Origin of the sequence: Lactobacillus rodentium, assembly GCF_003423665.1 — a bacterium.
Classification (GTDB): Bacteria; Bacillota; Bacilli; order Lactobacillales; family Lactobacillaceae; genus Lactobacillus; species Lactobacillus rodentium.
On the sequence record NZ_BFBY01000010.1, the window covers coordinates 18,109 to 30,734 of the forward strand.

The 12,626-nt window shown below is 32.8% G+C and carries 11 protein-coding genes and 1 other RNA gene; 2 read left to right on the forward strand and 10 right to left on the reverse strand.

Going from position 1 to position 12,626, the window contains the following annotated elements; translation table 11 throughout:
- Positions 1 to 49: 49 nt before the first annotated feature.
- From LrDSM24759_RS06215 to LrDSM24759_RS06235, 5 genes are all read right to left on the reverse strand, one after another.
- Entirely contained in the window at positions 50 to 754 is a 705-nt protein-coding gene (locus tag LrDSM24759_RS06215) for a DUF975 family protein (protein WP_117118630.1), read from the reverse strand.
- A 65-nt stretch (positions 755 to 819) separates the two neighbouring features.
- Positions 820 to 1,944 carry a THUMP domain-containing class I SAM-dependent RNA methyltransferase gene (locus tag LrDSM24759_RS06220; protein WP_117118631.1) on the reverse strand — a complete coding sequence of 375 codons (1,125 nt, stop codon included), beginning with the start codon at positions 1,942 to 1,944 and terminating at the stop codon, positions 820 to 822.
- A 73-nt stretch (positions 1,945 to 2,017) separates the two neighbouring features.
- Positions 2,018 to 2,377, reverse strand: an RNA gene (gene rnpB / locus LrDSM24759_RS06225) — RNase P RNA component class B.
- 20 nt (positions 2,378 to 2,397) lie between these two features.
- Positions 2,398 to 2,805 carry a DivIVA domain-containing protein gene (locus tag LrDSM24759_RS06230; RefSeq protein WP_117118632.1) on the reverse strand — a complete coding sequence of 136 codons (408 nt, stop codon included), beginning with the start codon at positions 2,803 to 2,805 and terminating at the stop codon, positions 2,398 to 2,400.
- Positions 2,806 to 2,950: 145 nt separating this feature from the next.
- On the reverse strand, positions 2,951 to 3,511 hold the full coding sequence (locus tag LrDSM24759_RS06235; protein WP_117118633.1) for an SLOG family protein: 561 nt from the start codon (positions 3,509 to 3,511) through the stop codon (positions 2,951 to 2,953).
- Between the two features lie 65 nt (positions 3,512 to 3,576).
- Between LrDSM24759_RS06235 and recU the strand changes: the two genes are divergently transcribed.
- Complete coding sequence (gene recU, locus LrDSM24759_RS06240) at positions 3,577 to 4,194, forward strand: Holliday junction resolvase RecU (protein WP_117118634.1); 618 nt, start codon at positions 3,577 to 3,579, stop codon at positions 4,192 to 4,194.
- 2 nt (positions 4,195 to 4,196) lie between these two features.
- Positions 4,197 to 6,554 (forward strand): PBP1A family penicillin-binding protein, encoded by a 2,358-nt coding sequence (locus LrDSM24759_RS06245; protein ID WP_117118635.1) that lies wholly within the window; start codon positions 4,197 to 4,199, stop codon positions 6,552 to 6,554.
- A 43-nt stretch (positions 6,555 to 6,597) separates the two neighbouring features.
- On the opposite strand, the gene nth is transcribed toward LrDSM24759_RS06245, so the two are convergent.
- The 5 genes from nth to dinG all read right to left on the reverse strand — a co-directional run bounded on the left by nth (position 6,598) and on the right by dinG (position 12,611).
- The gene (nth, locus tag LrDSM24759_RS06250; RefSeq protein WP_117118636.1) at positions 6,598 to 7,236 is read right to left on the reverse strand and encodes an endonuclease III; all 639 of its coding nucleotides are present in this window, start codon (positions 7,234 to 7,236) and stop codon (positions 6,598 to 6,600) included.
- A gap of 4 nt (positions 7,237 to 7,240) precedes the next feature.
- Entirely contained in the window at positions 7,241 to 7,891 is a 651-nt protein-coding gene (locus LrDSM24759_RS06255; RefSeq protein WP_117118637.1) for a DnaD domain-containing protein, read from the reverse strand.
- A gap of 60 nt (positions 7,892 to 7,951) precedes the next feature.
- Positions 7,952 to 9,250, reverse strand: a complete 1,299-nt coding sequence (gene asnS, locus LrDSM24759_RS06260) for an asparagine--tRNA ligase (RefSeq protein WP_117118638.1) — start codon at positions 9,248 to 9,250, stop codon at positions 7,952 to 7,954.
- Between the two features lie 66 nt (positions 9,251 to 9,316).
- Positions 9,317 to 9,811, reverse strand: coding sequence for a hypothetical protein (locus LrDSM24759_RS06265; RefSeq protein WP_245953349.1), 495 nt, complete (start codon positions 9,809 to 9,811; stop codon positions 9,317 to 9,319).
- The gene (gene dinG / locus LrDSM24759_RS06270) at positions 9,804 to 12,611 is read right to left on the reverse strand and encodes a helicase C-terminal domain-containing protein (RefSeq protein ID WP_117118640.1); all 2,808 of its coding nucleotides are present in this window, start codon (positions 12,609 to 12,611) and stop codon (positions 9,804 to 9,806) included. Before dinG ends, LrDSM24759_RS06265 begins: the two co-directional genes overlap by 8 nt.
- Positions 12,612 to 12,626 lie beyond the last annotated feature (15 nt).

A 12,626-nucleotide genomic window follows, 5' to 3' on the forward strand; every position in this document is an offset into this window, starting at 1 on the left:
AAAAAATTTCTTTAAAGCTTATTTTTTTGATTATTCGGTTTAACTTTTATTAGTCTTTGAGGAAACGATCCCCTACCAAGTGACGATAATAATTGGCACGTGTTACACCGAAGTATGGACGTAACCATAAAAAGCCAATTCCTAAAGTAATGATAGAAAGTAAAAACCAACCAATGAAACTTAAATCTAAACAAAATAGTTGCCATTTATGACCATTCATAACTTCACGACTTAAATTAATAGCTTCAGTTGGTTCTACTTCTTTACCCTTGTCAGTTAAATCTTTGACAATATATGGAGCCATTGAATAAGCATAACCTTTAATAATTCCCGGAACAATTAAGAGTAAGCTCCAAAGAAATACAAAAATTCCAGTCATAAAACTAGTTAAAAAAGTTGGTAAAATTCTTTTTTTAGTTACGGCTGATAAGGCATCAGTTGCAATATTACCAGTTTCCTTAGTATCAACTAATCTTAAAAAAGTATAGAAAATACTATAACTGATCATGCCCGCAACCAATAGACTCAAAATTACTGTAGTTTGTGTAGAAACTGATAAATCGAGATTGTCAGCATCAAAATCTTCTAAACCAAGATTCTTAACGAAGTCACTCAGACCATGAATTGTACTAGAACTAGTAGCAGCGCCAATCATTCCAACAAAAATACTATTTACTAAGGCAACGGCTAAGCCCCAGCCCCAATGACCACTTAATAAAGACCTAGCTTCTCCTTTTATTTCAGAAAATTTCATTTTTTCCTCCTTAAATAAATTTATTTTTAATTATAGCAGTTATTTTAAGAAGAAAAAATACTATTTTATCGTTGGTTAGCCCAAAATTGGTAGTAATCTGTCCTTAAATTACCATTGAAAAATTTACGTTTTTTAGTCGCTTTTTCACCAAAATATTTTTCAAAATTGGGATCAGAAGTTAAGTAATATTGACTAAAGGAAGTTAAGGGACGTAAGGTCTGCCCCATCTCTTCATAAATTTTTTCTGCGGCTTGGCGGTCTTTTAATCGTTTACCATAAGGAGGATTAGCAATAATTACCCCATTTTCTAAATCAGTAGAAAAATCCTTTACTGCAACTTGTTTAAAGCGGATATCTTGTAAAACACCGGCATTATGAGCATTGACTTTAGCAATTTCTAAAATCGATTGGTCAATGTCGCTAGCCATAATTGGCGCATGCTCTTTTCGTTCTTTAGTCTTGGCTTGTGCAACTAATTCTGGATGCAATTCTTTGTTAAACCAATCAAAATTATCAAAAGCAAATTTACGATTTAATCCGGGAGCTATATTTTTTGCAATTAATGCTGCTTCAATTGGAATTGTTCCGGATCCTGTCATGGGATCAATAAAGGGATGTGAACCATCAAATGGGGTTAATTCAATTAAACCAGCCGCAAAATTTTCTTTTAATGGTGCACCACCATGTTCAACTCGATAACCACGTTTAAATAAACTAGGTCCAGTTGTATCTAAACTTAAACGGACGCGATCTTTATAAATATGAACGTCCAAAGGATACTCACTCCCAGTCTCAGGTAAAAAACCACGACGATGATACTGATCTGTCATTTTATTAACAATGGCCTTTTTTACAATGGATTGAACATCTGGTTCAGAATGTAGTTTACTTCTCACACTTCTACCTTTCACCGGGAATTTAGCGTCAACTGGTAGAAGCATCGCCCAATCATAGGCATATGTTTCATCATATAATTGTTCAAAAGTAGTTGCCTTAAATTCCTTCAAAAGGATTTTGACACGATCAGCTGCTCTCAGCCATAGATTGGTCTGAACAATATCTTTTTGGTCTCCTTCAAAAAAGACACGTCCATCTTCAGTTTTTGTTTCATATCCTAAATGTTGTAATTCTTTAGCAACAATGCTTTCAAAGCCTGCCCCCATGGTGGCATATAATTTATATTTTTCCATAATAATTCACTTTTCTTGTAATAAATTTTTCGATAAAAAAAGGTTGAGCACAAAGCTCAACCGACCAGCAAGTTTCTATAAGCCACGTTTTGTTCCAATAGCATTGATCAAGTACTATCTTCAGCAATCATCTATCTTCATTAAATGATCTCATCTTTAGTTCATTTCCATAGATGAGACGCCCCTACCAAATTTGGGTTGCCCGCTTGCAGGGTTTACCTCGTTCCACCAATATCGTTTCCGATCTTGCTTCGTCACTGTGGCACTTTTAAGGATACTAACACATGTCAAAATGATTTAGTGCTTTTTCCGCCGTGATTTCTAAAGAAATCCCCCAGCTTATTGGGCTGAGTACAAACACTACGAGCATCGCAGCTCGTGCGAGCGTGGACTTTCCTCAGCTAGCCTTTGCTAACCGCGATTGCTCAAAACTTGCTTAATTATTATATCATACTAATTGGCTTGATATGTACGATCTTGTGCATTCAATCTTTGTTCCAAGTTATAAACTTTTCTTTCCAATGTTGAAATTCTTTGTATCATTGCTACATTAGTCGTTTCATTTTCAATTGGTTCAGAAGCAGTTGAAACAGGACTTTCGTAGCTTTGTGGTCGAGATGGTTGGTAAGTTTTTACATCATCTTCATTATCAGAATTTGAACTTGTATTAGTAGTCAATTGATTCTCTAATTGATTCACTTTGTCATTTAAGCCTGCAATAATTTTTGCAAAAACTTCATAGTCACTTATTATTTGATCTAGATAAGTATCAACTTCTTCTTGATCGTAACCTTTCATTTTTACTTTAAATTGTTTTTTTAGAATATCATTTGGTGATAACCGAATATCATTTAAATCCATAGCAAAAATCCTTTATTTTTATATTTTTTCGTTGTTTAAATTATCTATTTTTTATTTGCTAACGTCTTAGCTATTAAAAGTATAAAATATAAATCTTAACCATTCAATTTTGAAACTCATCCTTAAAGATAATTAAAGAAATTTGTTAAAAGTTAGAATGATAATTTTCTTCATATTCTTCTGCTGCATCTTGTAAATCATAAAAATCTAATAAGGTTAATGGATAGTCTTTTTCTTCTTGATATTTTTTGATTAAATCATAATCATACTTAGTTTTACCTGGATGTTCGGGATCATAAATTAAAAGAGCTTCATCAGTATGATTAATCATAAAGTTTTGATAATTACGCAATTGGCTTGGGTTTTGATAAGGCGAATTAGAGGTTGAGCCAAAAAAATCAACTTTTTCCTTTAAGTTATTAAAATTAGCTTGGTTATTTTCATTCCATCTTTTACTGAATTCAAGATAGGGACTCATCATTGAAACTCGAACTGAGTATTCGTCTCTCAAAGCAATCCCTTCTTCTAAGGCCCACTGCTCCACGCCTAAATTGGGACCACTAATAATCCAATCTAATTCTCCTTCTTCTAATTTTTGTAAAAAATATCTCTTTAAAGCATACTTGATAACCGTAACTTTTTTATCTTTTTGATCAAATATGCCTAATTCATAGCTGCGATACCCTGAAACCCAGAGTCTTTTCATTTTTATCTACCTTAATTCATTTATCTAATTACATATTTGTTATAATGCTAGCAGGAGAAAAAATTATGGTCAAATATCCAACTGGTAGTTTATCTAACTATACATCTGATCACACAGATCTTTTTAAATTAAAAAATAATCATCATAAAAAAAATATTGTCTTTTCCGATCGGGGAATGTCTTTGGAACAACAAATAAATGAATCCAATCAATATTATCTTATGCAAAATATTGCAGTAGTTCACAAAAAGCCCACCCCTATTCAAATTGTTAAAGTTGATTATCCTAAAAGATCGCGAGCTGTAATTAAAGAAGCCTATTTTAGACAAGCCTCAACTACAGATTATAACGGTGTTTATAAAGGTTATTATCTAGATTTTGAAGCAAAGGAAACTCGTAATCGAACCTCATTTCCTTTAAAAAATTTTCATGAACATCAGATTATTCACTTAGATCAATGTTTACAGCAAGATGGCATTTGTTTTACTATCATTAGATTTGTATCTTTAAATAGGTATTTTATTACTCCAGCTAGTTTTATTATTCATGCCTGGAATGATAAAAGCAAAAAGTCTCTTACTTTATCAGAAATTGAAAGTAATTCATATGAAATAAAAAGTGGTTTTCGCCCTACTCTACCTTATTTAGATATAGTTGATAAATTTATTTTAGATAGGAAGTAAAAATGGAAAATAATGATTTTAATCAAAATAATCATTCATCTAGAATGGAAAATTATCACCATCAAAAAAATCCTCAACAGAAAAGAATTTGGCTACAAATTCTAAAATGGGTTTCTATTACATTTTTATTAGTAATTGTAGCTGGAGTAGGATTATTTGCCTTTTATGCTAAAGATGCTCCTAGTATCTCAAAAGCACAATTAGAAAGTGGCGGTAGTTCCACTCTTTATACTACTAACGGTAAATTTCTACTATCTTTAGGTTCAGAAAAAAGAACTTATGTATCTAATAATAAAATTCCGCAACAATTAAAGGATGCTGTAGTCTCAGTTGAAGATAAGCGTTTTTATCATGAAGGTTTAGGTCTTGATCCTATTAGAATTATGGGATCAGTATTAGTAAATGCTAAATCAAATAGTGTTGCTGCTGGTGGTTCTACATTAACTCAGCAATTAGTTAAGCTTTCTGTTTTCTCTACCGCTTCTTCGCAAAGAACTTTGAAGAGAAAGGCACAAGAAGCTTGGCTCTCAATGAAAGTCGAACGAGAATATTCAAAAGATCAAATTCTCGAATTTTATATCAATAAGGTATATATGAACTATGGAAATTATGGGATGGGAACTGCAGCCAATTATTACTATGGTAAAAATCTCAACCAATTGGATTTAGCACAAACTGCGCTAATAGCCGGAATGCCAAATGCTCCTGTAACTTATGATCCTTATTTACACCCCCAAGCTGCAAAGTATCGCCGTGATGTTGTTTTAAAGACAATGTTACAAAATAAAAAAATTACACGAAGCCAATATAATGAGGCCAAGGCTGAACCTATTACTCAAGGACTAGTGCCACAAAAAAATTCAACTAATTCAGATTTAAGAAAAGTTGATGATCCTTATATCAAACAAGTACTTGAAGAAGTTAAAGAAAAAGGTTTTAATCCTTACGATAATTTAAAAATCACAGTAAATATTGATCAAGCTGCGCAACAAAAGCTCTATGATCTTGCCAATAACGGCCAAGTCCCTTTTACCAATGATAAAATGCAAGTTGGTGCGACAGTTGTTGATCCTACTAATGGCCATGTAATTGCGATTATTGGTGGACGCAAATTACCAAGTGTCCAATTAGGATTAAATCGGGCTGTCCAAACTGGACGTTCTACTGGATCGACAATTAAACCAATTCTTGATTATGGTCCGGCAATTGAATATCTCAATTGGGGTACTTCTCATATGGTAGATGATTCTAAATATATTTATCCTGGTACTAACATTCAACTTTACGATTGGGATAATTCTTATATGGGAAGAATAACCATGAGAAAGGCGCTTGAGCAATCCCGTAATGTTCCTGCTGTTAAAACTTTAGACAAGGTAGGAATTGGACGTGCTTCCCTCTTTGCGAGAAATATGGGTGTCAATGTTCCTTCTGATTCAGGATTATCAATTGCAATTGGAGCCAATGCTTCTTCACTACAATTGGCTGGTGCTTACGGTGCTTTTGCCAATAATGGGGTTTACTATAAGCCACAATTTGTTTCCAAGATTGAAACACCAGATGGACTTACCCGAAATTATGATAGTTCTGGTAAAAGAGTAATGAAGACTTCTACCGCCTATATTATGACTGATATGCTCAAAGGAGTTTTCACTAAAGGATCAGGTACTGCAGCTAAAGCAGGAGATCTTTACGAAGCAGGAAAAACTGGTACAGTTAAGTATTCCGATGAGGATTTAGTCAAATATCCTCAATATGCAAACTCTCCTAAAGATGCTTGGTTTGCTGGCTATACTCGCTCCTACTCCATGGCAATTTGGACAGGTTACGATAATTTAAAGGATGGTACACCTTCAGGCGTTGGCGAAACATCGGCCCAAATTCTCTATAAGTATATGATGGAATACTTGATGAAAGATAAAGACAATAAAAATTGGAAACAACCAAAAACTGTTGTCAAAAGAAGAATTGTAAATGGTACAGAAAAGCAAGTAGCTTCACCAAATTCTTCTAATTATTCTTGGCAATTATTTGTTAAAGGTCATGCGCCAAGCAATCCATATAAAGATGATAATGAAGACGATGAAGAAATTGATAGTCATTTTGATACTGAAACAAGTGATGACCATGATGAAAGTTCAGCAGAATCTAATTCTTCAGGTAGTTCTTCAAGTGATGATATCAAAATAATTGAACCAGATAATGATTCCGATTCAAATAATGATGCTAATTCTTCCTCTGATTCAAACACAGATTTAAATAATTCAAGTAGTCAAAATAATAATTCCACTAATTCGGGAAATACTAATACTACTCCCACTCCCCCGGCCAATAATTCACCGGCCAATTCTAATAACTAAAAAAGATCATCTCTTAATGAGATGATCTTTTTGTTATAGTTTTTTATTTTATAGGCGGTAAAAAATCATAGGGATTTTGATTTTTTGTTCGAGCTGGCATCGTATATCGTCCAAAGAAAATCATTGCATGGTGAGCTTTAATCCAATCTTGCTTTGGAAGTAATTCTTGTAATCTTAGACTAATTTCATGTGGAGTTGCCTTTGAATTAACAATTTTAAATCTTTTGGAAATGCGAGAAACATGGGTGTCAACTGCAATAGCTGGAACACCAAAACCTTCTGCTAAAACCACATTTGCAGTTTTTTCTCCCACTCCAGGTAGAGCCATTAATTCCTTTTTATTATTTGGTACTTCACCATCATATGTATTTGAAATAATTTGGGCAGTTTCTTTTAAATGTTTTGCCTTAGTATGGAAAAGACCAATTTTTTTAATATCTGCTTCGATTTCATTTAAGTTAGCCTTTGCCATGGAAAAACTATCGGGATAGTCAGCAAATAATTTAGGTGTAACTGCATTAACCATTTTGTCAGTAGTTTGAGCACTAATCATGACGGCACATACTAAATGGAAACGCGTATCCCAATTTAGTTCTCCTTTAGCATCGGGATAAAGAGATAAAATGCGATACAAAACATCACGCGCCTCATCATCACTTAATAATTTTTCGTCATTTTTCATTATTTCACACATTTCTTTGTAAATAATTTTTCACTTGTTCAACTGTAGTTAAATTGTGTCGTTGCCAATTTAAGAGAATCCGATCAACATATTTGAAGTTATATACTTGGGCTAAAATTGCTTCTCTTAAAGCCAATTTAATTACTTCTGGGTCATAATGATCTTCATTAATCCAAGCCGCAATTTCTTGTCGTTCAATCGGGCTTAATAGGCGTCCAAATTCAATTTCAAACTGTCTTACAGTCAATTGTAGTGGATCTTGATTTTCATAGCCTAATGGCTGTGATATTCGATTTGAAGAGGATTGTTTTCTTGACAGTTGCTCTTGTTCAAATAGAGCATCGATTTTTTTATATAGAGGTTTTAAACTATAAAAATTACTAATCTTGCCTTCTTGATCATTAATTTGTTCCAGATTAATGACTTCTTTGTTAATTAATCCTTGCAATAATTCAGAAATTTCAATTGCAGACAAATTTGTTGAAGCTGCTAATTCTTGGTTACTCGGAAAGTAATTTTTATCTTGCGCGAAAACTTCTAATTGTAAAATTAATACTAACTCAGTTTCAGAAATATTTAAGTGGGAATAGTATTTGAAGAGAGTATTTGAAAAAACAGAAAATCCTGCTTTATGATAATTATAAAAATTAACCATCTTTTTCCTCACAGCAAATAAAAAATTGAACCAGATTCCTCTGGTTCAATTTTAAGATAATTATGGTTGTAAACGATTAATCATTCTTGGGAATGGAACAGCTTCACGGATATGATCTAATTTACAAATCCAGCCAAGGTATCTTTCGAATCCAATACCAAATCCTGAATGAGGCACTGATCCGTATTTACGTAAATCTAAATACCATTCATAATCTTTTTCATTCAGACCAGCTTCTTCGATTTGTTTCTTTAAAGTTTCATAATCACTTTCACGTTCACTACCACCAATAATTTCACCATAGCCTTCTGGAGCTAAGACATCAGCACAAAGATATTCTTTTGGATTATCAGGATTCTTCTTCATGTAGAAAGGCTTAATAGCAGTTGGATAATTCATGATAAATACTGGACGATCATATTGTTCTGAAATGTAAGCTTCATCGGGTGCACCAAAATCATCGCCCCATTTAAAGTCACGACCTGCATCTTGTAACATTTTAACGGCATCATCATAAGAAATACGTGGGAAATGTCCTTCAGTTGTAGGTCTTAATTTTTCAGGATCTCTTCCCAAAATCTTAAGTTCATATTCACAGTTGTCTAAGATTCGCTTAGTAACAAATTGTAAAAGTCTTTCTTGAACGTCAAGTGATTCATCTTGATGCATCCATGCCATTTCCGGTTCCATCATCCAAAATTCAGTTAAGTGACGACGAGTTTTGGATTCTTCAGCTCTAAATGTAGGACCAAAGGTAAACACCTTACCAAAAGCTTCAGCCCCTACTTCGGCATATAATTGACCAGATTGAGATAAGTAAGCATCAGTATTGAAGTAATCAATATGGAATAATTCAGTTGTTCCTTCAGGTGCAGATTGCATTAAGATTGGAGCATCAAACTTAATGAAGCCTTCTTGTTCAAAGAAATCAACAATTGCCTTGAAAGCTTGATTTCTGATTTGCATAATAGCAAATGGACGTTTAGATCTTAACCATAAATGACGGTGATCTAATAAGAAATCAATTCCATGATCTTTGTTTCCTATTGGATAACCTTCAGTATTGGTTACAACATCAATATTGGAAATTTGAATTTCGTAACCAAATTGAGAACGTTCATCTTTATGAATGGTCCCAGTAATATACATACTTGCTTCTGGGTGTAATTTTTTTGCTTGTTCAAATACTTCTTCAGAAACATTCTTTTTAAGCACTACACCTTGGAAAAATGCTGTTCCATCACGTAATTGAAGGAACATAATTTTTCCGCTTGAACGTTTATCTGTCATCCAAACATGCATCTTTACTTCTTCATCAACATGTTTAGGTGCATCTTTAATAGAAATTAATTCTGTCATATTTACCAACCTTCATGATTAAACTATTTTAATTATACTAAAAATCTTAAGTTATTGTTAAAAAAATTATAAATTGTCTACATAAAATAATTGCTTACCAGTTTTAAAACTATAAATTGCATAACCATAATTTCCGTTATCTTTTTTATAAGAGATTTCCCAAACTGGTTTATCTTGATACCAACCGAATTCTAATTTTAGATTATTATGTCCAGGATGATGTTCATTAAAGAGAGATTTTACTTTACTTTGGGAAATTCCTTCACTAGCTTTATATAAATAGGCTTTTTTAGATCCTTCTAAGTAAACAAAATAATATTTCTTCCCTTTTTTGTCTATTCCTTCAACACTATTACTAACTTTCCCTTGACTCATGTGATATGTATTAGAAATTTTGGTAATCGGAGTTTTAGACAAGGCCAGATTATTTACCGTTTTAGCTTGGGCACGATAAGGATGTGTACCAATTACAAAAATAATAAAACAAATAAAGTAAATAATTAGTACTACGATAAAGGTCCATAAGGCACCTTTCAAAACTGATTTAACTCGATTATTCATCATTTTCTTCCTTTAGTAATGAGATTAATTGCTGATAATTAACTTTTTTGGTGCCAACGGGCAAAGCATTTAAAAATTCTTGACCATAGTTTTTATGCCAGACTCGCTGATCTAATATAACAAAAGTTCCATGATCACGTTCATTGCGGATTAAGCGCCCTGCTCCTTGTCTAAAGCGAATCAAAGCACGAGGCAAAGTATCTATTTCAAAAATACTTCCTTTATTCTTTAATTGATTTTTTATTCTTTCTTCTCTTAATTTAACTTCAGGATTATCGGGAGATTCAAAAGGAAGTTTTACTGCTAATGCTAAATCTACACCATTATTTTTAAAATCAATCCCCTCCCAAAAGCTATTTGCTCCCAAGAGAATCGCCTTATCTGCAATACCAAACCGTTTTGCAATTCGTTGATTAGAGCCGGTTAATCCTTGGGCTAAAATCTCGTAATCTTTTAAGCTAGGATCATTAATGATTTCAGTGAAAACATCTTTAATTGTCTCTAAATTTGTAAAAAGAACTAAAACGTGTTTTTGATGTTCTAAAGCTTCTTTCAAAAAGCTAGCAATAAACTTAGCATAATTTTCATCATTTGGATTTTCTAACTTACTTGGATCATCTAAAGCCAGCACCTTTAAATGTTTTTCAATCTTAAATGATGCTTTTCCTTGATAAGTTAAGGTATTTTGAGGATTCAGGGAAAGATTTTTTTCGATAAAATCAAAAGAATTATTATTCATACTCGTTGCAGAAATGAAGAGACGCTTTGAAAAATACTGATATAGTTGTTTTAACTCTTCACTTGGGTCCAACATCATCCAAATAATATTGGTGGACAAGGGATCAGTGATATCAGTTACTTGTAAAATAAAGCCCTTCTCTGCTAAAACATTGGAATTATTTAGTTGATCAATTAAGAGATAAGTTTGCTCAGCATAGAAATCTAACTGATCTATTTCTTCCCGCAATTCTTGAATTAATTCATCATTATTGTTAACCAGATGTTCTTGTTGATAAAGTAAAAATAAAATTTGGTTTGTTTCTTGTCTTACTTTTTCAATACTTGTTTGAATTTGATTAAGTAAACCTTTCATTTGGTCAGGATGAGGGAAAAGATCTTGCCCCTGAAAACCAAAATCAACTCGATTTTGTCTTCTTTCAACTCGACTTGTCGCTAAATCTATTTGTCCATAAAGATTTTCTTGAACATGGTTAATAGCATGAATTAGATTTTTAATTTCACTTTCTAATTGCTCTAAAATTAGACCGAATTCTTGTTGATTGCCAAACTTTTCTTTTACTGAAACTGGACCAAACAGTAAAAGATTTCGCAAGTGACTTACAGACCCCCAAAATGATTCAAACTGGATTCCATCACTACGAGAACTAGTTACATTTTCAGTAAATCGATGTGCTTCATCTACTACTAAAAAAGGATTTTGTCCCCAAATCGAATCCATAAAATGATTTGCTAAATAAGCATGATTAGTAATTAAAATATCAGCTAATTCTTGTCGTTGACGAGCTAAATTCCAAAAATCATAATCTGAAAAATAAGTCCCTACGCGTGCATCACCTGGATGCTGAATTTGATCAAAAAAGGGATTATTATAATTCGTCAATTGAAGTTCATCTAAATCACCAGTAGTAGTTTGGGTTAACCAAACTAAGATTTCCATTTGCCAGACCAAAGTTTGTTGATCATAATCTCTTTGATACAAAGAATTATAAAAGCCATCTAAATCTAAATAATGTGTACTTGATTTGACTTCTTGAGCAAATAAATCTAATCCGGTAATTTTAATTAATTGAGGAATTTCTTGCCGATAAATTTGTTCTTGTAAGACTTTTGTTGGAGTTGCAATCACCAATTTTCGTCCTGAATATAATTTATAGGCATAAGCCATTAAATAAGCCAAAGTTTTCCCACTACCATTAGGCGCTTCAACAATTAAATTATCTTGTTTATCATGTTCAATAAAATCATGAATTCGGTTAATTAAAGCAGTTTGCCCTTTTCGATAGCGAATCTGGCCTTTAAAAATTTGCTTTTTCTCACTATCACTCAAAGGAAATTTGTTCTCTGAAGCCTCTAAATTTGGCTGAGGAAGTTCTTGCTTTTGCAAGATTAAATTTCTTACTTGGATTTGATCTTTGGCTAATGGTCGTTTTAATTGTCTCGCATACTGACTGATTTCATAAAAGATGTAATCTGTATCCCTTAATAAACCTTTTGAAAGTGCGGTTAACGTATTTAAGGTTGCTGTTGGCAGTTGTTCCAAACGCTTAATTATCTTAAGCAAAAGTTTTGCTGTCACTAAAGCATCAGAATCAGCCCGATGCGGATTTAAGTGTTTAATATTTAGACGAGCAGTAAGATCTTTTAACTTATATGAAGGATATGTCGGGAAGGCAATTTGTGCTAGCTCAACAGTATCAATGGCTTTTCCTCTTAAAGGTTCTAAGCCTGCTTTGACCAGTTCATAATTTAAGAATGGAAGATCAAAATTAATATTATGAGCAACAAAAATAGTGTCTTGCAATATCTTTCTAATCCTTTTGGCATAATAAGAAAAATCATGAGCATCTTTAACATCATCATTTTTTATATCCGTCAAATTTTCAACTGACTGAGGAATATTATGGTGAGGATTAATTAAAAATGAATAAGTTTTAACAACTTTGCGGTTCTTAATAATAGCACACCCGAACTGAATAATTCGGTCTCCATGATCTCTTTGGGTACCTGTGGTTTCGAGATCAACTACCGCAAATTTATCATTTTCAAAGGCTGTTACCATTATGACACCTCCTTA

Coding starts and splice junctions, on each gene's coding strand:
- LrDSM24759_RS06215 (WP_117118630.1), bottom strand. CDS start 754: ATGAAATTTTCTGAAATAAAAGGAGAAGCTAGGTCTTTATTAAGTGGT.
- LrDSM24759_RS06220 (WP_117118631.1), bottom strand. CDS start 1,944: ATGGAAAAATATAAATTATATGCCACCATGGGGGCAGGCTTTGAAAGC.
- LrDSM24759_RS06230 (WP_117118632.1), bottom strand. CDS start 2,805: ATGGATTTAAATGATATTCGGTTATCACCAAATGATATTCTAAAAAAA.
- LrDSM24759_RS06235 (WP_117118633.1), bottom strand. CDS start 3,511: ATGAAAAGACTCTGGGTTTCAGGGTATCGCAGCTATGAATTAGGCATA.
- recU (WP_117118634.1), top strand. CDS start 3,577: ATGGTCAAATATCCAACTGGTAGTTTATCTAACTATACATCTGATCAC.
- LrDSM24759_RS06245 (WP_117118635.1), top strand. CDS start 4,197: ATGGAAAATAATGATTTTAATCAAAATAATCATTCATCTAGAATGGAA.
- nth (WP_117118636.1), bottom strand. CDS start 7,236: ATGAAAAATGACGAAAAATTATTAAGTGATGATGAGGCGCGTGATGTT.
- LrDSM24759_RS06255 (WP_117118637.1), bottom strand. CDS start 7,891: ATGGTTAATTTTTATAATTATCATAAAGCAGGATTTTCTGTTTTTTCA.
- asnS (WP_117118638.1), bottom strand. CDS start 9,250: ATGACAGAATTAATTTCTATTAAAGATGCACCTAAACATGTTGATGAA.
- LrDSM24759_RS06265 (WP_245953349.1), bottom strand. CDS start 9,811: ATGAATAATCGAGTTAAATCAGTTTTGAAAGGTGCCTTATGGACCTTT.
- dinG (WP_117118640.1), bottom strand. CDS start 12,611: ATGGTAACAGCCTTTGAAAATGATAAATTTGCGGTAGTTGATCTCGAA.